14 protein-coding genes are annotated in these 26,548 nt (G+C 72.9%); 11 read left to right on the top strand and 3 right to left on the bottom strand.

Annotated features, from left to right (window positions below; translation table 11 throughout):
* Window positions 1–83: 83 nt before the first annotated feature.
* Both ACQPY4_RS26595 and ACQPY4_RS26590 read right to left on the bottom strand, forming a co-directional pair.
* Window positions 84–6,701 (bottom strand): thioester reductase domain-containing protein, encoded by a 6,618-nt coding sequence (locus tag ACQPY4_RS26595; protein WP_433325200.1) that lies wholly within the window; start codon window positions 6,699–6,701, stop codon window positions 84–86.
* The gene (locus tag ACQPY4_RS26590) at window positions 6,698–12,502 is read right to left on the bottom strand and encodes a beta-ketoacyl synthase N-terminal-like domain-containing protein (protein ID WP_433325198.1); all 5,805 of its coding nucleotides are present in this window, start codon (window positions 12,500–12,502) and stop codon (window positions 6,698–6,700) included. Before ACQPY4_RS26590 ends, ACQPY4_RS26595 begins: the two co-directional genes overlap by 4 nt.
* Before the next feature lie 270 nt (window positions 12,503–12,772).
* Here ACQPY4_RS26590 and ACQPY4_RS26585 point away from each other — a divergent pair, with 270 nt between their 5' ends.
* The 11 genes from ACQPY4_RS26585 (at window position 12,773) to ACQPY4_RS26535 (ending at window position 24,792) form a co-directional block, all read left to right on the top strand.
* Window positions 12,773–13,042 carry an acyl carrier protein gene (locus ACQPY4_RS26585; protein ID WP_433325196.1) on the top strand — a complete coding sequence of 90 codons (270 nt, stop codon included), beginning with the start codon at window positions 12,773–12,775 and terminating at the stop codon, window positions 13,040–13,042.
* A 74-nt stretch (window positions 13,043–13,116) separates the two neighbouring features.
* Window positions 13,117–14,463: an NAD(P)/FAD-dependent oxidoreductase gene (locus ACQPY4_RS26580; RefSeq protein ID WP_433325194.1), complete on the top strand. Its 1,347-nt coding sequence runs from the start codon at window positions 13,117–13,119 to the stop codon at window positions 14,461–14,463.
* Between the two features lie 15 nt (window positions 14,464–14,478).
* Entirely contained in the window at window positions 14,479–16,242 is a 1,764-nt protein-coding gene (locus tag ACQPY4_RS26575) for an NAD(P)/FAD-dependent oxidoreductase (protein WP_433325192.1), read from the top strand.
* A 34-nt stretch (window positions 16,243–16,276) separates the two neighbouring features.
* A complete protein-coding gene (locus ACQPY4_RS26570) occupies window positions 16,277–17,941 on the top strand; it encodes an NAD(P)/FAD-dependent oxidoreductase (RefSeq protein WP_433325190.1) in 1,665 nt (554 codons plus the stop codon).
* 38 nt (window positions 17,942–17,979) lie between these two features.
* Window positions 17,980–18,720 (top strand): ABC transporter permease, encoded by a 741-nt coding sequence (locus ACQPY4_RS26565; protein ID WP_433325188.1) that lies wholly within the window; start codon window positions 17,980–17,982, stop codon window positions 18,718–18,720.
* Between the two features lie 17 nt (window positions 18,721–18,737).
* On the top strand, window positions 18,738–19,475 hold the full coding sequence (locus ACQPY4_RS26560) for an ABC transporter permease (RefSeq protein WP_433325186.1): 738 nt from the start codon (window positions 18,738–18,740) through the stop codon (window positions 19,473–19,475).
* A 49-nt stretch (window positions 19,476–19,524) separates the two neighbouring features.
* Window positions 19,525–20,250, top strand: a complete 726-nt coding sequence (locus tag ACQPY4_RS26555) for an ABC transporter ATP-binding protein (RefSeq protein WP_433325184.1) — start codon at window positions 19,525–19,527, stop codon at window positions 20,248–20,250.
* Window positions 20,251–20,282: 32 nt separating this feature from the next.
* Window positions 20,283–21,614: a cation:proton antiporter domain-containing protein gene (locus ACQPY4_RS26550; RefSeq protein WP_433325182.1), complete on the top strand. Its 1,332-nt coding sequence runs from the start codon at window positions 20,283–20,285 to the stop codon at window positions 21,612–21,614.
* A 33-nt stretch (window positions 21,615–21,647) separates the two neighbouring features.
* Window positions 21,648–22,787 carry an acyl-CoA dehydrogenase family protein gene (locus ACQPY4_RS26545; RefSeq protein WP_433325180.1) on the top strand — a complete coding sequence of 380 codons (1,140 nt, stop codon included), beginning with the start codon at window positions 21,648–21,650 and terminating at the stop codon, window positions 22,785–22,787.
* Window positions 22,787–24,250 carry an amino acid adenylation domain-containing protein gene (locus ACQPY4_RS26540; protein WP_433325178.1) on the top strand — a complete coding sequence of 488 codons (1,464 nt, stop codon included), beginning with the start codon at window positions 22,787–22,789 and terminating at the stop codon, window positions 24,248–24,250. The genes ACQPY4_RS26545 and ACQPY4_RS26540 overlap by 1 nt, the downstream gene beginning before the upstream one ends.
* Window positions 24,247–24,792, top strand: a complete 546-nt coding sequence (locus ACQPY4_RS26535; protein WP_433325176.1) for a flavin reductase family protein — start codon at window positions 24,247–24,249, stop codon at window positions 24,790–24,792. The genes ACQPY4_RS26540 and ACQPY4_RS26535 overlap by 4 nt, the downstream gene beginning before the upstream one ends.
* Window positions 24,793–24,851: 59 nt before the next feature.
* Here ACQPY4_RS26535 and ACQPY4_RS26530 read toward each other — a convergent pair whose 3' ends face one another.
* Window positions 24,852–26,540 carry an NAD(P)/FAD-dependent oxidoreductase gene (locus ACQPY4_RS26530; RefSeq protein WP_433325174.1) on the bottom strand — a complete coding sequence of 563 codons (1,689 nt, stop codon included), beginning with the start codon at window positions 26,538–26,540 and terminating at the stop codon, window positions 24,852–24,854.
* Window positions 26,541–26,548: the final 8 nt, after the last annotated feature.

The following is a 26,548-nucleotide window of genomic DNA, read 5'->3' as shown; positions in this document are numbered from 1 at the left end:
GGGCGGCCGCGGCGTCCCGCGGCGACAGCACCGGGGCCCGCCGGCCTTGACGGTCGGCGGGCCCCCGTTGTGTTTGAACAGGCCTACCCGGGCAGATATCCGGTGTCCTTCATCCAGGTGAAATAGGTGGCGAGCAGCCGTTCGTCGAGGGGCGGGCAGCTCACTCCGGAACCGGCCAGCGCATTTTCGGCCCGCGCCGTGTCGTAATCGATCGCCTCTTCGCCGCCGACCACGAACTCCTCGACGACTTCCAGTACCGGATGCAGTTCGTTGTCGCGTTCCCCGAAGGAATTCTGCAGTTCCTGCCACCAGCGGTCGACCGGAACCACTTCCACGGGCCATCCGTGCGCCGCGACCTGGCGGATCAGATCGCCGAATCGCATCTTCGCGCGGTTGACCAGATGGTAATCCCCGCCGAAGTCGTGCGGCGTCCGGGAGATCGCGACCAGCGCCGCGCCGACGTAGTCGACCGGCGTCATCTCGACCTCCAGATCGAGGTCGGGCGCCATCCCGAGCTGCACGCAGCCCTTGATGACCCGGGTGGTGAAGTGGGTCGTCAGGCAGGCGCCGGTGCGCGAGTCGCCCAAGACCCGGCCGGGCCGGTGCACGTCCACCGGGATCCCGCGCTCGCGCGCGATCTCCACCAGCCGCTCGGCGGCCCACTTGGACTGCACGTAGCCGGTGACCAGCTTGCCCGCCGAGGCGATGGGGTCGGTCTCGGCGATCACCGTCCGGCCGTCGGCGGGGATGCCCCAGATCCCGTAGGTCGAGACATGGCTGACCGGCGTCAGCGGCCCCCGGCAGGCCAGCCGGAGGATCTCGGCCACGCCGTCGATGTTGGCCGCCTCCAGTTGCCGGTAGGTGTAGGAGAAGTTGACCCAGGCACCGCAGTGGTAGATGGCGTCGAGGCTCCGGGCCAGTGTGTCGAAGCCGTCCTCGCCCAGCCCCAGCAGCGGCTCGGCCAGGTCGCCCGGCAGCACCTCGATCCGGTCCGCCCGGTCCTCACGCCAGGGCAGGTAGCGTTCGAGGTTGGCGCGGATCCGGGCCAGGCCGTCGTCGCGCCCGTCGCAGCGCACCAGGCAGACCACCGTGGCCTCCGTGGCGGCCAGCAGCTCGTCCAGCAGGTAGGCGCCGACGAAGCCGGTGGCGCCGGTCAGCAGCACCCGGCGCGGGTTCAGATGGCCCTCGCCCAGCGGGCCCTCGGGACGGATCGCCGGGTCGAGCGTCACGTGCGGCGAGATCGCCTCGGGCGTGGTCAGGTCGGTGTCGCCGTCCTCGGTCTCGGCGGCGGCGAGGCCGCCCAGCTCCTCGTGCAGCAGCTCGGCCCACTCGCCCAGCGTCGTCTGGGCGAAGAACCGGTTGGGCCGGACGTTGACCTGGAGGTCGCGCCGGCAGCGCTTGACGATCTCCATCACCATCAGCGAGTCGAGCCCGTATCCGATCACGTCGTCCTCCACGGCGATGTCGCGGGGCGCGATGCCGAGGACGTCGCCGAGCGCGTCCTGGAGATAGCCGATGAGCATCGCGGTCCGCCGCGCGGGATCGGCGGCGGTCAGGTCGTCCAGCAGCGGCGCGGCGGCCGCCCCGTCGTCGTCGGCGACGTCGATCGCCCGCAGCAGCGGCCGGTCGATCCTGGCCTCCATGACGGGCTTGAACGTGCCCCAGTCGGCCGCGCAGACCACCGCGTGGGCGGCGGGCCCGGCCAGGAGCATGCCCAGCAGCCGCAGGCACTGCGGCGCCGACAGCGTGCGCAGGCCCGTCGAGGTCAGGAACCGCAGCACCTCCTCGTCGAACAGGGCCGAGGGCAGGTCCCACGGCCCCCACGCCACGGTCAGCGCGGCCTGGCCCCGGCCGCGCCGGTACCCGGCGAGCGCGTCCAGGAACGCGTTGCCCGCCGAGTAGCTCGCCAGGTGCTGCGAGCCCCAGGTCGCGGCGATCGAGGAGAACCCCAGGAAGAAGTCCAGGTCAAGGCCGCCGGTCAGCCGGTGCAGCAGCCATCCGCCGACCACCTTGGGACGCCAGACGCCCTCGTAGGCCACCGGCTCGGCGACCGGGACGTCGCGCAGGAACTGCGGGTCCGACACGCCCGCCGCGTGCACGACGCCGCGCAGCGGGTGGGGGCCCTCGCGCAGGGCCGCGATCACCGGCTCCATCTGGACGGGGTCGGCGACGTCGGCGGCCACCACCTCCACGACCGTGCCCAGGGCCTCCAACTGGCGGACGAAGGCGACGCGCTCGGCCGTGGCGGGCGCGAGGTCGCCGTCCCACTCCCGCCTCGGCGGGAGCGGGGTGCGGCTCAGCAGGACGGCCTTCCCGGCGCCCCGCTCGGCCAGCCACCGCCCGACCGTCTGCCCGATGCCGCCGAACGCGCCGGTGACGAGGTAGGCGCCCGACGGGCTGATCCGCGGCGTGCGGCGCAGCTCGCGCGCCTCGGGGGCGCGCCGGGCCAGCCGGGGGACGAACCGCTCGCGGTCGCGCAGGGCGTGCTCGTCCTCGGCCGTCCCGGAGAACAGCGCCGCGACCAGCGCGTCGATGTCGGCGTCGTCCGGGGCGGACGGGTCCAGGTCGACGGCGCCTCCCCAGTGCTCGGGGTGCTCCAGCGCGATGACGCGGCCGAGTCCCCACAGCGTCCCGGCGAAGGGGGAGGTGAGGCGGTTCTCGGCGGGCACGGCGCCCCGGGTGACCAGGCATACCTTCGTCCGCGCGTAGGCGGGGCGCTCCAGCATGCCCTGGACGAGCGCGGCCACGGTCAGCTCGCCGTGGCGCAGGAAGCCGGTCACGGCCTCGGTGTCGGCCTTCTCGGGATCGGGCGCGTCCAGGCCGGTGAGGACGACGACCCGGCCGGGCGCCTCGGGCCGGGCCCAGTCGTCGAAGGGGAACGTCGCGGCCTCGTCCGGCTCGACCACCTCGCAGCGGGCGCCGCCCTGGCGCAGCCGCGCCGCCAGCGCCGCCGCGGTGCCGCCGCGGTCGGCCAGCAGCACGACGTGCTCACCGCGCACGCGCGGCGGAGAGGACGGCTCCAGGCGCTCCCATTCCACGTCGTACAGCAGCTCGCCCGGCGGGCGCCAGCCCGCGCCCGCCGTCTCCGCCCGGTCCTCGGCCACCTCCAGGGCGCGCAGCCCGCCGAGGTAGGAGCCGTCCTCGGCGAGGAACACCACGTCCCCGGTCACCGCGCCGTCGTCGCGCGCCTCGGCCACCGCCGTGACGTAGCGGACCCGGCCGGGATCGCGCACCGTGCCCTCGGCCAGGCGGCGGGCGCGTCCGACACCGTCCCGTGCCCCGTCCCGCGCCCCGGTCCCGCCCGCCGCCCAGGCGAGCGCGGCGACGGACGCGTCGAGCACCGAGGCCCACTCGTCGGCGGGGTCGGGCTCGGACCGGGGCTCCAGCGCCACCAGCACGCCCTCGCAGCCCCGGCGGGCGCCGTTGATCGCGGCGACCAGGGCCGAGGGCAGCGAGCCGCCCTCGTAGGCGATCGCGCGGTCGTAGTCGCCCGGGTCGAAGTCGTCCGGGGACGGAGGGAGCAGGCCCCGGCCGGACGGCCGCCGCCGCACCACGCCCCGCCCGTGGCGCTGCCAGGGCGCGCCCGCGTCCTCCTCGGCCCGCGACAGCGAATGGAGCTCCACCACGGCCTCCCCGGCGGCGCCGGGCACGACCGTGATCTGCAGGACGCGGCCGGTGTCGTCCATCGGCACGCGCTGGTCGAGCTCCATGTCCTCGGCGCGCGGCCACGGCCCGCCCATCGCGTCGGCGACGGCGGCGTTGACCACGATGCCGATACCGCCGATCGACAGGAAGGGGCCCGCCGCGCCGGTGCGGGTGTAGCGCGCCCAGAACGGGGAGTCGAGGTCGGCCTGATAGGTGGCGACGGCGGCGCGGAGCCTGCGCATCCCCCCGGGGAGATCGCCGGACAACACCTCCGCCGCCGGGGCCGCCCCGGACGACGAGGGCGCCTTGTCGCGCTTCTCCTCGAACCAGTACGGCGTGCCCCTCCAGACCGTGGTGGGGAGCGGGACGCGCCGGGGCTCGGAGTCGCCGTGGACCTTCTCCCAGTCCACGGCGACCCCGCGCAGGCTCGCCGCCCCCAGCGCCGAGCGCGCCGCCACGCGGTCGTCGGCACGGCGGCGCTGCGTCCCGATCCACGCGCATTCGGGGTCGTCGATCGCGCGGGAGCCCAGCCCGCACAGGACGGGGGCGGGACCCATCTCGACGAACGTGCGGTAGCCGCCGTCGTGCAGGGCCCGGAGCCCGTCGTGGAAGCGGACCGTCCCCGCGGCGTGCCGCACCCAGTAGTCCGGCCCGCCGTCCCCGGGCTCCCAGAACCGTCCCGTCACGTTGGACACCAGCGGGACGGCCGGCTCCCGGTGCTCGATCCCGGCCGCGACCGCGCGGAACTCCTCCAGCATCGGCGCGAGCAGCGGCGAGTGGAAGGCGTGCGACACCGTCAGGCGCCGGGCCGTGACGCCGCGACCGGCCAGCTCGGCCTCGATCGCGGCGACGTCGTCGGCCGCGCCGGAGATCACCACACTGCCCGGCCCGTTCACGGCGGCCACGGAGACGGTCGAGGCGCGCTCGCCGATCGCCTCCAGCGCCGTCTCCTCGGTGGTCTCCAGGGCCGTCATCACCCCGCCCGCCGGGAGCCCGGCCATCAGGGCGGCCCTGGCGGCCACGAGCCGGACGGCGTCCGGAAGCTCGAAGACCCCGGCGAGGCACGCGGCGACGATCTCGCCGATGCTGTGCCCGGCCAGCGCCCCGGGGGCCAGGCCCCAGGACTGCCAGAGCCGGGCCAGGGCGTACTCGACCGCGAACAGCGCGGGCTGGGTGTAGCGGGTGTCGTCGATCGCGCCGTCGTCCTCGTCCTCGGGCCAGAGCACGTCGCGGAGGGGACGGTCGAGCAGCGGGTCGAACAGCTCGGCGCACCGGCCGAACGCCTCGGCGAAGGCGGGCTCGTCCCTCAGCCCGGACGCCATCCCGGCGTACTGTGCGCCCTGCCCGGTGAACAGCCAGGCGGCCTTGCGGTGCTTGCGCCCCGGCAGCTCCTCGGCCCGCAGCAGCGGATGGCGCGAGCCCTGGGAGTGGGCCCCGAGGGCCTCGGCCATCTCCTCCAGCGAGCCGGACGCCACGGCCAGCCCGTGCCGCTGGCGGCCGCGCCCGACCTGGGTGGTGTAGCAGACGTCGGCGAGCCCGAGACCGGGCTCGGCGCGCAGATGGTCGGCGTACCGGCCCGCGAGCTGGGCCAGGGCCTGCGGGGTGTGCGCCGACAGGAGCAGGACGCCCGGCGCCGCGTCCGGCGGCTCCCCGGCCGAGAGCGGCTCGGGCTCGTCGGGGGAGCGGACGACGCAGTGGGCGTTGGTGCCGCTGACCCCGAAGCTGCTGACCGCGCCCGCCCGGGGCCGGTCGTGCTCGGGCCAGGGCGTCCCCTCGGCGGCGACCCGGATGTGCAGCCGGTCCCAGTCCACGTTCGGGTTGGGGCTGGTGAAGTGCAGGTGGGGCGGGATCCGGCGGTTCCGCAGCGCGAGCACCACCTTGATCAGGCCCGCCACGCCCGCCGCGGGCTCCAGATGCCCGATGTTGGTCTTGACCGACCCGACCAGCAGCGGCGCGCCGTCGCCGTGGTGCCGCCCCACGACCGCCTCCAGGGCGCGCAGCTCGATCGGGTCGCCGAGCGCGGTGCCGGTGCCGTGCACCTCGACATAGTCGATCTCGGCCGGGTCGATCCGGCCCTGCGCGAGCGCCGCCCTGATCACCTTCTGCTGGGCGGCGGGGTTGGGCACGGTCAGCCCGCTGGAGCGGCCGTCGTGGTTGACCGCCGACCCCGCCACCACGGCCAGGACCGGGTCGCGGTTCCTCACCGCGTCCGACAGCCGCTTGAGCACCAGCACCCCGGCGCCCTCGCCGCGGGCGTACCCGTCGGCGGCGGCGTCGAAGGTCTTGCAGCGGCCGTCCGGCGACAGGGCCTTGAACTTGCTCATCAGCACGTAGCCGTAGGGCGAGAGGATCATGTTCACTCCGCCCGCCAGCGCCAGGTCGCACTCGCCCAGGCGCAGCGCCTGGCACGCGTCGTGCACCGCGACCAGCGAGGACGAGCACGTGGTGTCGATGACCTTGCAGGGGCCCTCCAGGCCCAGCGTGTAGGAGATCCGCCCGGCCGCGAAGCTGGGCTCGCCCATCAGCTGGTAGGCGTCCACGTCGCGGATGTCGCCCTCGCTCTGCCGCATCCGCACGTAGTCGGTCGTGCTGAGGCCCATGAAGACGCCGGTCGCGCTGCCCGCCAGCTGGTCGGGCGCCTGCCCGGCCCGCTCCAGGGCCTCCCAGGCCACCTCCAGCGCGAGCCGCTGCTGCGGGTCCATGCCGAGCGCCTCGCGCGGCGAGATCCCGAACGCGGCCGGTTCGAACCGGTCGACCTCGTCCAGGAAGCCGCCCTGGACGGTGTAGGCCTTGCCCGGCTCGTCGGGGTCGGGGTGGTAGACGGCGGCGGCGTCGCCCCGCTCGGCGGGGAACTCGCGGATCGCGTCCACGCCGTCGGCCAGCAGCCTCCAGAAGCGCTCGGGCGTGTCCGCGCCTCCCGGGAACCGGCAGCCGAGCCCGATGACGGCGATGGGCTCGCGGGCGGCCTCCGCGGGGCGCTCGCGCAGCTGGCGCTGGAGCCGCTCGATGGTCCGGGCGGCCTCGACGAGTGGGCCCCGCTTGTCGGGGGTGCTCATGTGCGGTCTCCTTCGTTCAGCATCGATTCGGCCGTGGCGATCGCGGTCAGCAGGCGGTCGGCCAGGGCCTGCTCGTCCAGGTCGTCCAGCCCGTCGGGGCCGTCCCCGCCCGGGCCCTCCCCGGTGGCGGTGCCGAGGTCGAGCACCTCGGCGAGGATGAAGTCGGCGAACGACGCGGCGTTGGGGCACTCGAACATCACGGTGCCGGGCAGCTCGCACCCGAGGTCGCGCTCGGCGGCGGCCTTCAGCCGGGCCGAGAGCACCGAGTCCATGCCCAGATCGAAGAACCCCTGGTCGGGCGCTATGTCGTCGACGCCGCCGAGCACGGCGCAGGCCAGCTCGATGACCGCCTCGATGACATGGTCGCGGCGCGCGTCCGGGGGCAGCGCGGCCACCTCGGCCGCCAGGCGTCCGGTCTCTTCGGGCTGCTCCGGCGCCGCCGGAGCCTTCTCGGCGGGCGCCGCCGCGATCCAGTGCGAGCGGTGCTGCCACGGGTAGCGCGGCAGCGCGACGAGCCTGCCACCAGCAGGGACGACCCGGTCCCAGTCCACCCGGCAGCCGTGCGCGTGCAGGGCCGCGACCACGTCGAGCAGGTCGCCGGGACCGGCTCCGGGTGGCGCCGACACCGCCAGCGGGCCGTCGCCGGACGGGCCGTCCACTCCCAGCACGGCCTCGGCGCCGTCGCCGGTGACCCGCTCCGCGATGTCCGCCCACTCGCCCCGGACCCGGTACCGGGCCGGGACGCCCGGCGGGTCGCCGCCGGAGCGGTGCTCACCGGTCAGCATCCCGGCCGCGTCGGCCACGCTCAGCTCCCGCGTCGCGCACGCGGCGGCGTAGGCTCCGGCGCCCGTGCCCACGGCGGTGTCCGGGACGAGGCCGTACGACTCCCACACGGCGGTCATGGCCAGATGGCCCGCGAGCGTCACCAGGTCCCGCTCCGGCGAACCGGCCTCGGGAACCGTGCCCGCGCGCCACAGCGCGAACGCCTCGCCGAGGTCGGCCGCCCAGGGCGGGTCGTCCGGGACGCCGTCGACCGGCGCGGGCGCTTCGGGGCCGAAGTAGAAGGCCAGGCGCTTGTGCTCGCCCGGACGCGCGACGCCCGCGCGCACGCCGGGACGCTCCGTCCCGTCCCGGACGGCGTCCAGGCCCGCGACCAGGTCACGCCGTCCGGCGCCGACGACGACGGCGCGGTGCTCGTGATGCGTCCGCCGCGCGCCCGACGTCCAGCACAGGTGCGGCAGGTCCGCGTCCGGCACGTCGCGCAGGGCCGCGCGCAGGCGGTCGGCCGCCGCGTCCAGCGCCGCGCGCGTCGCGCCGGACACGGCGAGCGCCAGCGGGCGTCCCGGCGCGGCCTCGCGCCCGGCCGGAGGAGCCTGGACCGGAGCCTCCTGCACCACGACGTGCGCGTTGGTGCCGGTGAACCCGAAGGCGCTCACCCCGGCGAGCCTCGGACGGCTCCCGCGCGGCCAGGACACCGGGTCGGTGGCCACCCGCACCGCCAGGCGCTCCCAGTCCACCTGGCGGGTCGGGGTGCTGACGTGCAGGTGCGCCGGGATCTCCTCGTGGTGCAGCGCCAGCACCGTCTTGATCAGCCCGGCGATCCCGGACGCCGCCTCCAGATGCCCCATGTTGGTCTTCACCGAGCCCACCAGCAGCGGGTCGCGGGCGTCGCGCCCGGCGCCCAGCTCGGCCGACAGCGCCCGCAGCTCGATCGCGTCGCCCAGCCGGGTCCCGGTCCCGTGCGCCTCGACATAGCCGATCTGTGCGGGCCGCGCGCCCGCCTGCTCCAGCGCCGCCCGGACGACCTCCTGCTGGGCCTCGCCGCTGGGCACGGTCAGCCCGCCGCTGGCGCCGTCCTGGTTCACGGCGCTGCCGCGGATCACCGCGTAGACGCGGTCGCCGTCCTTCAGGGCGCGCGACAGCGTCTTGAGGACGACGGCGCCGCTGCCCTCGCCGCGCCCGTAGCCGTCGGCGGAGTCGTCGAAGGTCTTGCACCGGCCGTCCGGCGCCAGCGCCCCGGCCGACGACATCGACAGGAACACCGTAGGCGTGCACATCGCGTTGGCGCCCCCGGCCAGGGCCACCTCGCTCTCCCCGGTGCGCAGGCTCTGGCACGCCAGGTGCACGGCCGTCAGCGACGAGGAGCAGGCGGTGTCGACGGCGATGCTCGGCCCCCGCACGCCCAGGAAGTACGACAGCCGCCCGGCGGCGCCGCTGAAGGAGTTCCCGGTGCCGTAGTACAGGTCGATGTCGGTGGCCTGGGCCGTGACGAGCTGCTGGTAGTCGGTGGTGTTCAGCCCGACGAAGACCCCGGTGCGGCCGCCGCGCAGCCGCTCGGCGGGCAGGCCCGCGTCCTCCAGCGCCTCCCACGCCACCTCCAGGAACAGCCGCTGCTGCGGGTCCATGCTCCGCGCCTCGTGCGGCGAGACCCGGAAGAAGGCGTTGTCGAAGCCGTCGATGGCGTCCAGGAAGGCGCCCCGGCCCGTCACCGTGGTCCCCGGGGAGACCTGCCCGTCGGCCAGCAGCGCGGCGGCGTTCCAGCGGTCGGCGGGGACCTCGCCCGTGGTGTCGGTCCGCTCGGACAGCAGCCGCCAGAAGCCGGCCGGGCCGTGGACGCCGCCGGGCAGCCGGCAGCCGATGCCGACGATCGCGATCGGCTCCGCGCCGCCCGGCCGGACGGCGGCGCGTTCGGGCTCGGGTGCGGGCCCCGGTTCGGCGGAGGTCTCCCGCGTCGTCGGGCCGAGGGAGAGGACGTGGTCGGCCAGCGCGTCGATCGTCGCGTGCGCCAGGACGTCGGCGCCGGTCACCTCGCAGCCCAGCGCCTCCTCCAGATCGCGGGCGAACCGGACCGTCGAGACCGAGTCCAGGCCGAGGTCGAACAGGCCGCGCGTGCGCGGGAGGCGGTGGCCGGGCGGGTGGCCCAGCACGTCCAGCAGCACCCGGTGGACGACCGCGGCGGCCCGCTCCCGGTCGGGGACCGGCGCCGGAACGGGCGTCGGGGCGTTCGGCGCGGGCTCCTCAACGGGACGCACCTCCCCGGGGGCGCCGGAGAGTTCGGCGATCAGCTCGCCCGCCGCGTCGTAGAGCCGCACCTCGGCGCGCACGGCGGCGGGCGAGGCCGCCCCCTCCTGCTGCCCCCGGGTGACGCCGGGCAGCCAGTGCCGCTCGTCCGCCCAGCGTGGCGGCGGGAGGTGGACGGCCCGGACGGGCCCGCCCGCCACCGCCGCCCAGTCGACGCCGATCCCGGCCGTGTGCAGCCGGGCCCGGGCCCTGGCCAGCGTGGCGGGCCCCGACTGCCCGCGCGCGAGCGACCCGACGACCGGCCCGACCCGGTCGTGCTCGGCCAACGCCGCGCGCAGCGGCCGGGTCAGCACCGGGTGGGCACCGATCTCGACGAACGCGGCGTCCCCCTCGGCCAGCAGCGCGTCGGCCGCGGGCCACAGCAGCACGGGGTCGCGCAGGCTCCGTCCCCAGTAGGCGGCGTCCATCAGCGGCGACCGCAGGGCCGGATCGACCGTGGACAGCAGCGGGATCTCCGGTTCGGTGACCGGCAGGTCCTTGAGCAGCCCCTCCAGCTCGTCGGCGTGCGGGCGCATCGCCGGGCTGTGGAAGGCGTAGTCCACGCCGAGCGGGACGGTGGTCACCCCGTCGCGTTCGAGCTCGCGCGCCGCCTTTTCGACCGGACCGGCGGGGCCCGCGAGCACCACCGACCGGGGGCCGTTCTCGGTCGCGACGCAGACCTCGGGATGCCCGCCCGCCAGGCGGCGGCGCGCGTCCTCGGCCGACAGCTCCACCGCGACCATCCGGCCGCTTCCCGTCGCGCGCTGCATCAGCCGGCCCCGGTCCACGATCAGGCGGGCCGCGTCCGGGAGGGCGAGCGCGCCCGCGACGCACGCGGCGGCGATCTCGCCCATGCTGTGCCCGATGACGACGTCCGGCGCGACGCCCCACGAGCGCCAGAGGCGGGCCAGCGCGACCTGGAGCGCGAACAGCGCGGGCTGTGCCACCTCGGTCGCCCGGAGCCGGGCCGGCTCCTCATCGCGCAGCGCGTCCAGCAGCGACCAGCCGCCGTGCGCGGCGATCACGGCGTCGCACTCGTCGAGCGTCTCGGTGACCGCCGTCTCGCGCCCGTACAGATCCAGGCCCATGCCGGGCCACTGCGAGCCCTGCCCGGAGAACACGAAGGCCACCGGGGGCGGCTGCTCCTCGGTCAGGTCGTCGGCGACCGAGGGGTGCGCCTCCCCGCGCTCGAACGCCTCCAGGCCCGCGGCCAGCTCGTCGCCGGAGTCGCCGACGACGGCGAGCCGGTGGGCGAGGTGGGTGCGGCGGACGGTGGACGCGACCGCGATCCCGGCGACCGGAGCGTCCTCCTCGCGCAGCGCCCGCGCGTAGTCCCCGGCCAGCGCCCGCAGGCCCTTGGGCGTCGAGGACGACAGCGTCACGGTGTGCGGGGGAGCGGCGCCCTCTTCCCGTCCCACGGGGGCGGGCTCGGGCGGGGTGGACAGCAGCACGTGCGCGTTGGTGCCGGACAGGCCGAAGGCGCTGACCCCCGCCACCAGCGGCCCCTCGGCCGGGAGCGGAGTCGCGGCGGTGGGGACGGCGACCCCCGACCCCGCCCAGTCGATCAGCGGCGACGGGGTGGCGTAGTGGACCTGCGGCGGCACGGTCCGGTGCCGCAGCACCAGCAGGGTCTTGAGCAGCCCGGCGATCCCGGCGGCCGAGTCCATGTGCCCGAAGTTGGCCTTGTGCGAGCCCACCAGCAGCGGGCTCCCGTCCGCGCGCCCCGCCCCGAGCACCTCGGCCAGCGCGGAGATCTCCAGCGGGTCGCCCAGCGGCGTGCCGGTGCCGTGCGCCTCCACGAAGCACGGCTCCCGCGCGCCGAGCCGCGCCGCCCGCAGCGCGGCGACCAGCAGCTCGCGCTGCGCGGGCGCGCTGGGGGCGGTCAGGCCCGCGCTGTGGCCGTCCTGGTTGACGGCCGAGCCCCGGATCACCCCGTAGACCTGGTCGCGGTCGCGCAGGGCGTCCTCCAGGCGCTTCAGGACGACGATCCCGCACCCTTCGCCGCGCACCACGCCGTCCGCGCGCGCGTCGAAGGGCCGGCAGCGCCCGGTGCGCGACAGGGCCTGCACCCGGTCCATGTAGAGGGTCAGCTCGGGCGCCACCATCGCGTTGACGCCGCCCGCCAGCGCGGTGTCGACCTCGCCCGAGCGCAGGCCCTGGCACGCCAGGTGCACCGCCACCAGCGACGACGAGCAGGCGGTGTTCACGGTCATGCTCGGGCCGCGCAGGTCGAAGGTGTAGGCGATGCGCCCCGCGGCGAAGCTGAACTCCTTGCCGCTGGCGAAGTACGGGTCCACGCCCTCGGGCCCGACGGTCTTGGCGTGCAGCACCATGTAGTCCGAGCCGAGGATCCCGAAATGCAGGCTCGTCGCCGAGTGCCGCCAGCCCTCCCGGGGGACGCCCGAGTCCTCCATCGCCTCCCAGGCGACCTCCATCAGCAGCCGCTGCTGCGGGTCCATCTGCCGCGCCTCGCGGGGCGATATCCCGAAGAATCCCGCGTCGAAGCGATCGATTCCGGACAGGAATCCGCCCGCGTGGTGCGCGGCGTCCCCGTTTTTCGTGGACGATCCGTTCCAGCGGTCCGCCGGAATCGGCTCGACGACATCGCGCCCCTCGATGAGGATTCGCCACAGGCCGTCCAGGTCGCGCACTTCCCCCGGGAATCGGCAACCGACCCCGACGACCGCGATATCGGCCGGATCAGCCTCGGTCTCGTACCGGTCCTGCCGCGGCTCGGGCATGCCCCACTCCTCTTCGGCCGGAGGCCCGTAAAAGGTCCGTGAATGGTTGCGGTTCTCGGGCACAAGATGGTTTCACCGGTTCGTGTCTCACTCGAAGACCAATCTTGACGCGCGAATTCCCATTTCCGGTACGGAGTCGATCAGCGGTGTGACCTCACTCCTTGCCGGTCTGGACGGATCCTTGAACCGCCTGCGACCCGAATCCGTGCAGGATCCCATCGCCGCCGACCAAGGTGACCCGGGTAGGACCAGTCGAAAGGGTTCGGCCTTATGGCTCTCAAAACCGAGGACATCTACACGGAACTCCGCGCCTATGTCTCCGGGAATTTCCTGGAGGGGGCGGAGATCGACGAACTGGATCGCGACACCCCGCTGCTCGAGTGGGGGGTCCTCAATTCCATGAACACCGCCGTCCTGATGGCGCACATCCGGGACCGGTTCGGTGTGGACATCCCGCCCATGTACATCACGGGCAAGCGTTTCCGTGACCTGAGCTCCATCACCGAGATGGTCCACGAGCTCTCGCTGCGTGCGGCCTGAACACCGGACCGCGGTCCGAACCAGAAACCACAAGCGGCTCCGTGCTGAGGGCCGAGTCAGAAGGGAAGGGCGACGTGCGCGCAGAGTTCGATGTCGGCATCATCGGGGGCGGGCCGGCGGGATCGACGGCCGCCGCCTATCTGGCCAAGGCGGGCCTGAAGGTCGCGCTCTTCGAGAGCGAGAACTTCCCCAGGGAGCATGTCGGGGAGTCGCTCGTCCCGGCGACCACCCCGGTCCTGCTGGAGACCGGCGCCATGGAGAAGGTGGAGGCCGCCGGCTTCCCCAAGAAGTACGGGGCCGCGTGGACCTCGGCCGAGCACCGCCCGATCGACCACATGGGCTTCCGCGGCCTCACCCACGACTTCCGCGCCGCCGAGATCCTGTTCAACGAGCGCGACCAGCCCGGGGTCGACCGCGACTTCACCTTCCACGTCGACCGCGGGAAGTTCGACCTCATCCTGCTCAAGCACGCCGAGGAGCTCGGGGCCACGGTGTTCCAGGGCGTCCACGTGCGCGACGTCGACTTCTCCGACGACGAGGCGGTCACGGTCAACGTCCGGATCGGCGGCCAGGCGGTCGGCGTCCCCGTGCGCATGGTCGTGGACGCCAGCGGCCGCCGGACCCAGCTCGGCGGCCAGCTCAAGTTCAAGCAGACGGACCCGGTGTTCAACCAGTACGCCGTGCACGCCTGGTTCGACGACTTCGACCGCACGGCCCTGGCCGTCGACCAGGCCAAGGCCGACTACATCTTCATCCACTTCCTGCCGGTCACCGACACCTGGGTCTGGCAGATCCCCATCACCGACACCATCACCTCGGTCGGCGTCGTCAGCCAGAAGAAGCGGTTCAAGGAGTACGGCGGCGACCGGGACCGGTTCTTCTGGGACACCGTCGCCAGCCGGCCCGAGCTGCTGGACGCGCTGAAGAACTCCGACCAGGTCCGCCCGCTCAAGACCGAGGGCGACTACAGCTACGGGATGACGCAGATCTGCGGCGACCGGTTCGTCCTGATCGGCGACGCGGCCCGCTTCGTCGACCCGATCTTCTCCAGCGGTGTCAGCGTCGCGATGAACAGCGCCCGGATCGCCTGCCACGACATCGCCGCGGCGGCCGAGGCGGGCGACTTCTCCAAGGAGCGCTTCGCCACGTACGAAAGCAAGCTGCGCCGCGGGGTGAGCAACTGGTACGAGTTCATCACGATCTACTACCGGCTGAACATCCTGTTCACCGCGTTCGTGCAGGACGAGCGGTACCGCCTCGACGTGCTGAGGATGCTCCAGGGCGATGTCTGGGACGGCGACGAGCCCCGCGCCCTGGCCACGATGCGCGAGATCGTCAAGGTCGTCGAGGACGACCCCACCCATCTGTGGCACCCGTACCTGGGCAGCCTGAAGTCGCCGTCGGCGGCCCCCAGTTTCTGACAGAGGAGCCATGACATGGTCAGCGGGCAGCTAGCCGCGGACGGCCGGGACGTCCAGGACCTCCACGACGTCGCGATCATCGGTTCCGGCGTGGCCGGCACGATCCTCGCCGCGTGCCTGGCGCGCAACGGAGCCAAGGTGGTGCTGATCGACGCCGCCACCCATCCCAAGTTCACCATCGGCGAGTCGACGATCCCCTTCACCTCGATGATGCTGCGGCTCCTCGCCGAGCGGTACAAGGTGCCGGAGATCAAGCACCTGTCCACGTTCGAGGGCGTGTACGCGCACATCACCACCCAGTGCGGGATCAAACGGAACTTCGGCTTCGTCTACCACCGCGCGGGCGAGCGCCAGGACCCGGCCCAGCGCACGCACTTCCAGATCCCCAAGATCCTCAACACCGAGAACCACTACTTCCGCCAGGACGTCGACTCCTGGATGCTGTCGGTCGCCGTCAAGTACGGCACCACGGTCCGCCAGCAGCAGCCCGTGGTCGACGTGGACATCGACGACGACGGCGCGACGCTGAAGCTGGCGCCCGGCGGAACGCTGCGCGCCAAGTTCGTCGTGGACGCCAGCGGCCACAAGTCGGTCCTGGCCGACAAGTTCGCGCTCCGCGAGGAGCCGACGCGGTTCCGGCACCACTCCCGGTCGCTGTTCAACCACTTCACCGGCGTCAAGCCGTTCGACGACGTGGCCAAGCCCGACAAGGGGTTCCCCACCCGTTGGGGCGAGGGCACCCTGCACCACATGTTCCACGGCGGGTGGATGTGGGTGATCCCGTTCGACAACCACCCCCGGGCGACCAACCCGCTGTGCAGCGTCGGCATCCAGCTCGACCCGCGGATCCACCCCGAGCCCGACTGCTCGCCCGACGAGGAGTTCCAGGCGTTCCTGGCCAAGTTCCCCGACGTCGCGGCCCAGTTCGAGGGGGCGCGCCCGGTCCGCAGCTGGGTCCGCACCGGACGGCTCCAGTACTCGCCCCGCCAGACGGTCGGGTACCGCTGGTGCCTGACCTCGCACGCGGCCGGCTTCATCGACCCGCTCTTCTCGCGCGGCATGTCGAACACGATGGAGACCGTCCACGCGCTGACGCACCGGCTCCTGGACGCCATCCGCGACGACGACTTCTCGGTCGAGCGGTTCTCGTTCATGCAGGAGCTGGAGCAGGGCCTGCTGGACTTCAACGACGACCTGGTGGCGAACGCCTACGTCGCCTTCGGCGACTGGCGGCTCTGGAACGCCTGGTTCCGGATCTGGGCGCTCGGCCAGATCATCGCGACCTTCGAGGTGAACCGTGCCTACGCCCGATTCCTCCAGACCGGCGACACCGCGGTGCTCGATCCGCTGGAGCACGCGTGGTGGCGCGGCAAGGCGTTCGCCGAGGACTCTCCGTACGCGCCCGTGCTGGAGCTGCTGCGCGAGGTGAGCGAGCTGTGCCAGGCCGTCCAGCGGGAGGGCCTGGACGCCGGGGAGGCGGCCGACACCATCATGCGGCGGCTGAAGGAGGCGGACTTCATCCCGCCCGCCTTCGGCCTGGCCGACCCGAAGATGCTCTGCCTGGACGCCAAGTTCTTCGGCATCCTGCGCACCCTGCGCTGGGCCCGCAAGAAGGCGCCCCCGGCGATCGGGGAGCTGACCTACGACGGCCTGACGCTCTTCATGAAGAAGCGCTTCGCCAAGGGCGAGTTCGAGGTCACCGAGGAGTTCCGCCAGTTCCTGGCCGGCCGCCGCTACCTCGGCCGCAAGCTCCGCATCCCCGACCCCCTCAAGTGCTAGGACCACCGAAACCCTTCACCTCCGGGAGCGAGAAGTGCCGACCACAACGAAAAACGAGCTCTTCGATGTCGCCATCCTGGGCTCCGGGTTCGCCGGCTCCATGCTGGGCGCCATCCTGGCGCGCAACGGGGCCAAGGTCCTGCTGCTGGACAGCAAGTCCCATCCCAAGTTCGCCATCGGCGAGTCCACCATCCCCAACATGCTGGTGACGCTGCGCACCATGGCGCTGCGGTACGACGTGCCGGAGCTGATGGCGATCTCGACGTTCACCGGCTGCCAGAAGATCGTCTCCGCCGCGCACGGGCAGAAGATCCACTTCGGCTTCATGGCGCACCAGGAGGGCAAGGAGCAGGACCCCCGGCAGCTGACGATGTTCAACTTCCCCAAGCTGCTCCTGCACCCGGCGGCGCACATGCTCCGCCAGGACATCGACGCCTACCTCTACAACGTCGCCATCAAGTACGGCTGCGAGACCCGCACCAACTTCACCGCCGAGGACCTGGACTTCGACGGCTCGGGCGTGACGATCGCGTCCGCCCGGGGCGAGGAGATGCGGGCCAGGTACGTCGTGGACGCCAGCGGCTACCGGTCGCCGCTGGCCCAGAAGTTCGGGTTGCGGGAGAACCCGTGCCGCTACAAGCACCACTCCCGGTCGGTGTGGAACCACATGCGGGACACGCCCAAGACCGACGACGTGTTCCGGCGTCCCAAGGCCGACACCCCGCCGGTGCCCTGGTACGACGGCACCGTCCACCACATCTTCGACCACGGCTGGTTCTGGGTCATCGCCTTCGACAACCACGAGTCCTCCCGCAACCCGCTGTGCAGCGTGGGCCTCACGCTGGACGAGCGCCGCTACCCCAAGCCCAAGGACGTCACGCCCGAAGAGGACTTCTGGCACCACGTCAACCGCTTCCCCGACATCGCCCGCCAGTTCGAGGGCGTCAAGCCGGTGCGCGAGTGGGTGGCCACCGACCGGCTGCAGTACTCCTCCTCGCACACCGTGGGCGACCGGTGGGCGCTGCTCGCGCACGCCGCGGCCTTCATCGACCCGCTGTTCTCGCGGGGCCTGCACAACACCTGCGAGGCGGTGAACCTGCTGGCCTGGCGCGTCCTGCGGGCGGTCAAGGACGACGACTTCTCCGCCGAGCGGTTCGAGGAGGTCGACCGGCGCCAGCAGGCCCTGTTCGAGGGCAACGACCGGCTCGTCAACGCGGCCTACCAGTCCTTCTCCGACCACGACCTGTGGTCGGCGGTCTTCCGGATCTGGGCCTGGGGCTCCAACGCCGGGACGTTCCGCGCGCTGGAGGCGTTCCGGCGCTGGCGCAAGAGCGGCGACGACGCCCACCTCCTCGAACTGGAAGAGGTGGAGAACCCGGGCCTGCACTGGTCCGACCACGAGGGCTACGCCGAGCTGTTCAACGACATGGTCGCGCAGTGCGAGGCGTACGACCTGGGCCGGATCACCGGGCGCGAGGCGGCCGACGCGCTGTACGACCATCTGGAGCGCGCGCCGTTCGTCCCGCGCCACTGGGGCTGGACCGAGCGCGACCTGCGGTTCATCAACCCCAACATGCGCCGCGTCACCAAGACCATGTGGTGGGCCGCCCGGCAGGCGCCGCCGGACGTCCGGCGGCTGATGCTCGGCTTCCTGCGCGAGAGCAGCAGGGAAATGATCCGAGGCCGCCGCATCCTCTGACCGAGAGCGGACCCAGAGTCCAAGAAAGGGTGGTAATCGTGATCTCACGCAATTGCCTGCATGTCACGACCAGGGTTCTCCGGGAGCTGAAACGGGACGGCAGGACGCTCTTCCTGTTCACCCTTTCTCCGATGTTCGTCATGGTCCTGTGCGCCGGAATGCTCGACAACACGCCGCGGACTTTCGACCGGGTCGGCCTGCTGGTGATGGGGCTGTTCCCGACCGCCCCGGCGTTCCTTTTCACCGCGTTCGCCATTCAGCGCGAACGGTACCGGGGCTCGCTGGAGTACCTGCTGGCGGGCCCCGTCACCCGGCTGGACGTCCTGGTCGGCTATGTGCTGGCCTTCAGCGTCCCGGCGGTCGCGCAGATCGCGCTGACGCTCTCGGTGACCTACGGGCTGCTCGGGCTGAACAGCGCCGGTCCCTGGTGGGCGGTCGGGCTGCTGGCGATGCTGGCCTGCATTCTGGGCGTCGTGCTCGGCATGTTCGCGGTGAACCTGGCGCACAACGAGCTGCAGCTCACCAAGATCCTGCCCGCCGTCGCCATTCCCCATCTGTGCGTCTCCGGCCTTTTCCGGCCCTACGACAAGATGCCCGAATGGATGCAGGTCCTGGCCACCATCGCTCCGTGGCGCTACATGGTCAGCACCGTCACCGAACTCCACACCCATTCCTCGGTCACTTCCGCGCTGGTGCTCTATCTGAGCCTGTCGATCGCGATCGTGCTGGCCTTCGCCGGCATGACCGCGGGCACCGTGCTGAAGCGCCGGACCGCGTAGCAGAAAGGAGAGACGACGTGTTCTCCCTGAGGATCACGCTGGCGATCGCCCATCGCATCCTGCGCGAGGTCTTCCGCGACCACCGCTCGCGCGTCTTCCTGCTCGTCGCGCCCGGCGTCCTCCTGGTGCTGGTGCGCTACCTCTTCGACACCGCCGCGGCCTTCAACCCGACCGGCGCGATGATGCTCGGCGCCTTCCCCGCGCTGTCGATGTACATGGTCGGCAGCACGCTGGTGGTGCGCGAGCGCAACCGGGGGACCCTGGAGGCGGTGCTGGCCACCCCCGCCAGCCGGCTCGACCTCGTCACGGCCTACCTGTTCGCGGGCGTGGCCGCCTCCCTGGTCCAGGCCGTGTGCACCATCACCGTCGGGTACACGCTCAGCGGCATCGACATGGCGAGCCCGGCCTGGCTGCTGGCGGTCGTCATCGCGCTGTGCGGCGTGTTCGGCATGAGCCTCGGCCTGGCCTTCAGCGCCATCTGCCAGAACGAGGGCCAGGCGTCCCAGCTGGTGCCCGGCCTCATGGTGCCGCAGCTGCTGATCTGCGGCGTCTTCTGGCCCGTCTCGCGCTTCGCCGACTGGCTCCAGGACATCGAGCGGTACGTCCCGTTCTCCACGGTCACCCGGGCGATGACGGCGGCCCGCGAACACTCCTACGGCGGCTCGGAGCTGGTGTCCAACGGCATCGGCATGGTCGCGCTCATCGTGGCCGCCCAGCTCTGCGTCGCGGCGGTCATCCGCAGGCAGACGGCCTGAGGCCACCCGATCCACGTCAGCTGAAACCCCCCGGAGAATGGAGAGATCCGTGATCGCACCGGCCGTGCAAATAAGGAAGCTCGTCGTGTACCGCGGTGGCGCCCTGGTCCTGGACGACATCGACCTCGAAGTGGAGTCCGGCACCGTGACCGGCCTCGTGGGCCCGAGCGGCGGCGGCAAGACGACCCTGCTGCGCTCCGTCGTCGGCGTGCAGAAGATCAAGAGCGGTCGGGTCACCGTGCTGGGACGTCCGGCCGGGACCGCCGCGCTGCGCCGCGAGGTCAGCTACCTGACCCAGTCGCCCAGCGTGTACGGCGACCTCACCGTGGAGGAGAACGTCCGGCACTTCGCGGCGCTGCACCGCAAGTCCAAGCGGGACGCCGCCGCCGCGATCGAGACCGTCGGACTGAGCGCCAAGTCCAAGCAGTTGGTGCGCAAGCTGTCCGGCGGGCAGCACACGCGCGCCAACCTGGCCTGCGCCCTGGTGGCCAAGCCCCGGCTGCTCGTCCTGGACGAGCCGACCGTCGGCCAGGACCCGCTGCTGCGCCGCGAGCTCTGGGGCCACTTCCACGACCTGGCCAGGTCGACGGGCGCGACCATCCTGGTCTCCAGCCACGTCATGGACGAGGCGGCCCGCTGCGACCGGATCCTGCTGATGCGCGCCGGCCGGATCATCGCCGACGACACCCCGGAGATGATCCGCAAGACCACCCGCACCGACGATCTCGACGAGGCGTTCCTGCGGCTCATCGAGGCACCGGTGGCCATGGCCTGAGTGACGGCCCGCGCGTGTGAGGGGAAGGAACCATGGAAAGGGCCGAGCATCTCGACTGGGTCTACGCGACCGCGATCGGCGGCATCGGGATCCTGCTGCTGACCTCCACGATCTTCATCGTGCTGATCCGCCGCCTGCGCCAGCCGCCGGTCATCGCCGAGATCATCGCCGGGATCTGTCTCGGCCCGAGCGTGGTCGGCCTGTTCCCCGGGAACCTGACCGAACGGCTGTTCCCGGTCGAGGTCAGGCCGTTCCTGAGCGTCGTGGCCCAGGTGGGCGTGGTGCTGTTCATGTTCATCGTGGGCTGGGAGCTCGACGGCAGCGTGCTGCGCGGCCGTGGGAAGCGGACCGGCCTGCTGTGGTCGGGCGGCATGACCATCTGCATGAGCCTCGGGATCGGGCTGGCCTTCGTCCTGTACCGGTTCCACGACACGGTGAACGGCGAGCCGGTGCGGTTCCTGCACTTCGCGCTGTTCCTCGGGGTGGCGCTGTCGGTGGCGGCCTTTCCCGTCCTGGCCAGGCTGCTCACCGAGCACGGCATCCACCGCCGGCCGATCGGCTCGTACGCGCTGGCGATCGCCGCGCTGGACGACCTGTTCGCCTGGTCGATGCTCGCCGTGGTGGTGGCGCTGGCGACCTCGTCGGGCAGCGGCGAGCTCCAGGCGATCCTGGGCTGGGGCGTGGTCTACCTGCTGGCGATGCTGCTGGTGGTCAGGCCCCTGCTGGCGCGGCTCATCCCGCGCCTCAGCGCGAGCGCCTTCTCCTACCTCCCGATGCTGATCGCGGCGGGGGTCTTCGGCTCCGCGTACGCCACGTCGATGATCGGGCTGCACGCGATCTTCGGCGCCTTCCTGTTCGGCGCGGTCATGCCGCGCACCGGCGACCGGGAGCTGGTGCGGCGCACGGTGCTCATCCCGCTGGAGGACGCCGGGCGGCTGCTGCTCCCGGTGTTCTTCGTCGTCACGGGCCTGTCGGTCGACCTCAACTCCATCACGGCGGCCGGGCTGGCCCAGCTGCTGCTGATCGTGACGGTGGCGATCGGGGGCAAGCTCGGCGGCGTGACGCTCTCGGCCCGCCTGACCGGCATGGGCTGGCGGGACGCCTCCGCGCTCGGCGTCCTGCTGAACACGCGCGGGCTCACCGAGCTGGTGGTGCTCAACGTCGGGTACGGGCTGGGCCTGCTGAGCACCGAGCTGTTCACGCTGATGGTGCTCATGGCGCTGATCACCACCGGGATGACCTCGCCCATCATCACGGCCCTGCTGCGCAGGGCTCCCCGCGACGCCGCGGGCTCGGAACTGCTGGACGTCGCCGCGCTGCCCGGCGCCAAGCATCCCCAGGCCCAGGGGCGCGGCGGGGCGTGAGGGACGCGACCGACTCGACGATTCAGGAGCGACATGGATTTCGCCTGGAGTGACCGGCAACGTGACCTGTACGAACGGACGCTGGCCGGGGTGCGGCTGTCGTTCCCCGACGACAAGTCCGCGCCCGCCGCCTTCTTCAGCCGCGACGACTGGCGGGTGCTCGGCGAGCTGGGCCTGCTGGGCGCCTCGGTCCCCGAGGGCTACGGCGGGGGAGGGCTCGGCGCCCTGGACACCGCGCTGATGATGGAGGCGCTCGGGCGCGGCTGCTCGCACACCGGCCTGGTGTTCGCCGCGAGCGCCCACCTGTTCGCGTGCGCGATGCCGATCGCCGACTTCGGCAGCGAGAAGATGCGCGTCGGGGTGCTGCCCGGGATGTGCGCGGGCGACCTGGTCGCGGGCAACGCCATGACCGAGCCCGGCGCGGGCTCGGACGTGGCCCGGCTCGCGGTGACCGCCGAGCGGGCCGACGGCGGCTGGGTGCTCAACGGGCACAAGAGCTTCGTCAGCAACGGCCCGGTCGCCGACGTCTACGTGACCTACGCGACCACCGACGAGAAGGCCGGGCACCTCGGCGTCACCGCGTTCGTGGTGGACCGCGAGGCGGACGGGGTCGTCCCCGGCGATCCGCTGGAGAAGATGGGCCTGTCGCAGTGCCCGGCGGGCGGCGTGCGGTTCGTGGACTGCTTCGTGCGCGACGAGCAGGTCATCGGCGAGCCGGGCCAGGGCGGCTGGATCTTCCAGCACTCCATGGGCTGGGAGCGCAGCTGCCTGTTCGCCGGCTACCTCGGCCTGGCCGACCGGGTGCTCGACCAGTGCGTCGAGCACGCCCGCGGGCGCCGCCAGTTCGGACGCCGGATCGCCTCGTTCCAGGCCATCTCGCACCGCCTCGCGGAGATGAAGCTGCGGGTGGAGTCGGCGCGGCTGCTGCTGTACCGGGCGTGCTGGGAGCTCGACCAGGGCGGGCAGGCGACGGTCTACACGCCGCTGTCGAAGCTGGCGGTCTCCGAGGGCGTGCTGGCCAGCGCGCTGGACGCGGTGCGGCTGTTCGGCGGTCGGGGGTATCTGCGCCCGGACGGCATCGAGGCGGCGCTGCGGGACACTGTGCCCGCGGTCATCTTCTCGGGCACCTCCGACATCCAGCGGGAACTGATCGCGAAGGAGCTGGGACTGTGATGTTACGTGAACTGCTCTCGGACTCGGCACGGCGCTTCCCGGACGCCCTCGCCGTGGCCGACGCCGGGGGCGAGACGACCTACGGCGAGCTGGACCGGCTCGCCGACCGGTACGCGGCGGCCCTGCGAGAGAAGGGCGTCGGGCCCGGCGACCGGGTGGTGATCTGGGGAGAGAAGGGCGCCTGGGCGATCGCGGTCATGCAGGCCGCGCTGCGCCTGGGCGCGCTCTATGTGCCGGTGGTGGCGTCCAACCCGCTGGCCAGGCTGGGGCTCATCGCCGCGAGCGCCGAGCCCGCGCTGGTGGTGGCCGACGACGAGTGCGCCGCCAAGGCCCGCGCGGCCCGGTGGGCGGGCGCGGAGCTGGTCGCCTTCCGCGAGCTTGAGAGCCTCGGCGGCGAGCCCCCGGTGCCTTACGACGCCGGGCCCGACGCGCCCGCGTACATCCTGTACACCTCGGGCTCGACCGGGACGCCCAAGGGCGTGTGCATCAGCAACCGCAACGCGCTGGCGTTCGTGGAGTGGGCGGCGGGGGAACTGGAGATCGAGCCGGGCGACCGGCTGTCCAACCACGCCCCGTTCAACTTCGACCTGTCGGTCTTCGACCTCTACGCGGCCTTCCTGGCCGGGGCGTCGGTCCACCTGATCCCGGAGGAGATGTCCTACGCCCCGGCGCAGCTGGTGCGCTTCCTGCGGGAGAGCCGGATCACCGTCTGGTACTCGGTGCCGTCCGCGCTCAGCCTGATGATCCGCCAGGGCGGGCTGCTGGACGGGTCGCCCCCGCCCGACCTGCGGGCCTGCGTGTTCGCGGGGGAGCCGTTCGCGATCCACCACGTCCAGGCGCTGCGCAAGCAGTGGCCGCCGGTGCGGCTGCTCAACTGGTACGGCCCGACGGAGACCAACGTCTGCACGTCCTACGAGGTCACCGACGCCGACCTGGCCAGGTCGGGCCCGCTCCCGATCGGGACGGCCTGCTCGGGCGACACCGTCACGGTCGAGGCGGACGGGGACGGTGAGGGCGAGGTCGTGGTGACCGGCCCGACCGTCATGCTCGGCTACTGGGGCATGGAGCCGCACACCGGCCCCTACCGCACCGGCGACCTGGCCCGGCGGGACGACGACGGCGACCTGCACTACCTGGGACGCCGCGACCACATGGTCAAGCTGCGCGGGCACCGGGTCGAGCTCGGCGAGGTGGAGGCCGCGCTGGCCGCCATGGACGGCGTCTCGGAGGCCGCCGTGCTGGTGGTCGGCGAGGGCACCAGGGCGCGGCTGCACGCGTTCGCCGTCCCGGAGGACGGCGCCCGCCCGTCGCTGCTGGCCGTCAAGCGCCACTGCGCGGAGCGCCTGCCCAAATACATGATCATCGATCGGCTGCACCGCGTCGGCGACCTGCCGAGGACCGGCAACGGGAAGACCGACCGGGCGCGGCTGCTCGCGCTCGCCGAGGGGGGTGAGCCGCGATGATCCCCGAGACGCCGACCGCCAGCGTCCATGTGGCCGACATCCGGACCTCGCCGCTGCCCTCGGTCGACTCGGTGACGTTCCGCCGGGTCATGGGCTCGTTCGCCAGCGGCGTCTCGGTGGTCACCACGCTGGACGACTCCGGCGAGCCGCGCGGGTTCACCTGCTCGGCCCTGTGCAGCGTCTCCAGCTCCCCGCCGCTGCTGCTGTCGTGCGTGAACACCGTCAGCAGCACGATGCGCGAGATCTTCGACCGGGGCCACTTCGCCGTGAACATCCTCGGGGTCCGGGGCCAGGAGATCTCCCAGCTGTTCGCGTCCCGGGGGACCGAGGGCAAGTTCGACCGCGTGGGCTGGAGCCTCGGCCGGGTGACCGGGATGCCGCTGCTCCAGGCGACGGTCGCCCATGCCGAGTGCGAGCTGAGCGGCGCCGTCGAGGCCGGTGACCACACGATGCTGCTGGGCCGGATCGTGGGCGGGGACGCGTTCCCCGAACGCTCTCCGCTGACCTACTGGCGCGGCGACTACGCCAGGCTGCACCGCTGACCCCCACATAAGAGAAGTCCGCCGGGCCAGTCGGCCCGGCGGACTTCTTCTTTCGCGGGTTAGCGGGAGGAGCGGGTGCTGACCGAGGTGACGTTGTCCTGGGTGAGCAGGCGGCGGAAGTCCGCGGGCGCCTTGGTCTTGACCCACCACAGCATCTGCAGCCGCTTGAGGAACGTGAAGCGGTAGATCCGCGCGGCGGGGTCGCCGAACGCGTACAGCGGCGGGACGAACGCGTCCCGCCGCAGCCTGGCGAACAGGTCGTCGGCGGCGATCCGGGGAGCCAGGGCCCCCGAGCGCACCTGCCCGAGCGTGTCCATCGTGAAGTCGATCAGCTCGCGCAGCCCGCCGGGCGCCCGGAACCAGACGCCGCCCAGGTCGAAGCGCTCGACCGGAGACCAGTCGGGACGCCCACTGCGCGCCGCCGCGTGCTTGCAGTCGAGCCGTGCCCGCTTCAGCGACAGGTCGGCCAGGATCTGCCACAGCAGCCAGACCCGGCAGAAGGCGTTCAGCAGGGCGAAGTCGGCGCACGCCGCGCGCGCACCGGCGAGCCACGCGTCGTGGAAGGCGGCCAGCCGCTCCTGGAAGCGCGCCACCTCGGCGAACCGCCCGGCCGACAGGTCCCCCTCCCGAAGGGCGGGGATCAACGCGCCGGCCAGGGCGTGCACCAGCTCCGCCGTCATCGTCACGTCGCGCGCCAGCAGCAGGTCGTCGCGGACGGCCGACCGTTCGAGCGCGAACCAGCGGTCCCCGTGCGTGCGGGCCGCCGTCCGCTGGATCAGCGGCACGTCGCGCCAGGCGTCCGGCACGGCCGTGTCGAACTGCCGCTTCAGGTCGGGGAACCGGTCGACCACGGCACGGAACGCCTGGCCCGGGTCGGCGGGCAGGTCGGGGAAGGCGTCCGGGTCGAGGCTGAGCGTCACGCTCGTGCCGTCGTTGGTGCTGTGCCCGTGGTTGCCGAAGGACGCGAGCTGGAGCCATCCGCCGTCGAACAGGTGGTGCACGGTGCCCTGCGACCAGGCCGAGGCCCGGGGGTAGCGGGAACCGTCCACCAGGTCCTCGAACGGCGCGACCCCGCGCATCCGGGCCGCCAGCACGCGCGAGCGGTGCTGGAGCCGGGGCTCGGTGTCGTCGCCGCCGTGGCGCCGCACCAGCGGCGAGCGCGGCCCGGCGCAGTCGACCAGGAAGCGCGCCCGGTAGACGGTGCCGTCGTCGCACCGAACGCGGCCCTCGGCCCCGTCCTCGACCCACGCGTCCTCGGCGACGACCCCGGCCGGGACGGTGACGACCCCGTACTTCTCCGCCACCCGGATGGCGTAGCGGTCGACGTCGGGCCGGTACGGATGCCATTCGGTGTGCTCGCCGGGGACGTTGAACTGGACGCTCTCGCGCGGGTCCTGGGCCGTCCCCTCCCGGTGGTAGAGGAAGCCGAGGCTGCGCTTGATCCCGCTGCCGCGCCGCAGGTCCGCGGGCAGGTCGGAGAAGCGGCCGAACGCCGCGATCTCCGGCACCTCGAAGCGGTCCGCCAGCAGCATGAACACCTCGGCGGTGTAGGGCACGGTGGTCTCGCCCGACAGCTCGGTCGCGTCCTGCGGCACCCCGGCCACCAGCACCCGCAGGCCCGCGCGGGCCAGGATCGCGGCGAGCATGCCGGTGGCCAGATGGGCGCCCAGCAGGGCGACGTCGTAGGTCCGGTCCGGATCCGGCCGGTGGCTCGCGCCCGTCCCGGCCGGGGGATTCGCCTGTGTCATCGCGGCCG

The sequence above is a fragment of the Spirillospora sp. CA-294931 genome, from assembly GCF_050946795.1.
GTDB lineage: Bacteria > Actinomycetota > Actinomycetes > Streptosporangiales > Streptosporangiaceae > Spirillospora.
This window is presented reverse-complemented; position numbering and strand designations above follow the sequence as displayed.

What these genes read in the sequence shown, in the direction of transcription:
- ACQPY4_RS26595 (WP_433325200.1), bottom strand. Translation starts at nt 6,701, where the DNA reads ATGAGCACCCCCGACAAGCGGGGCCCACTCGTCGAGGCCGCCCGGACC.
- ACQPY4_RS26590 (WP_433325198.1), bottom strand. Translation starts at nt 12,502, where the DNA reads ATGCCCGAGCCGCGGCAGGACCGGTACGAGACCGAGGCTGATCCGGCC.
- ACQPY4_RS26585 (WP_433325196.1), top strand. Translation starts at nt 12,773, where the DNA reads ATGGCTCTCAAAACCGAGGACATCTACACGGAACTCCGCGCCTATGTC.
- ACQPY4_RS26575 (WP_433325192.1), top strand. Translation starts at nt 14,479, where the DNA reads ATGGTCAGCGGGCAGCTAGCCGCGGACGGCCGGGACGTCCAGGACCTC.
- ACQPY4_RS26550 (WP_433325182.1), top strand. Translation starts at nt 20,283, where the DNA reads ATGGAAAGGGCCGAGCATCTCGACTGGGTCTACGCGACCGCGATCGGC.
- ACQPY4_RS26545 (WP_433325180.1), top strand. Translation starts at nt 21,648, where the DNA reads ATGGATTTCGCCTGGAGTGACCGGCAACGTGACCTGTACGAACGGACG.
- ACQPY4_RS26540 (WP_433325178.1), top strand. Translation starts at nt 22,787, where the DNA reads ATGTTACGTGAACTGCTCTCGGACTCGGCACGGCGCTTCCCGGACGCC.
- ACQPY4_RS26535 (WP_433325176.1), top strand. Translation starts at nt 24,247, where the DNA reads ATGATCCCCGAGACGCCGACCGCCAGCGTCCATGTGGCCGACATCCGG.
- ACQPY4_RS26530 (WP_433325174.1), bottom strand. Translation starts at nt 26,540, where the DNA reads ATGACACAGGCGAATCCCCCGGCCGGGACGGGCGCGAGCCACCGGCCG.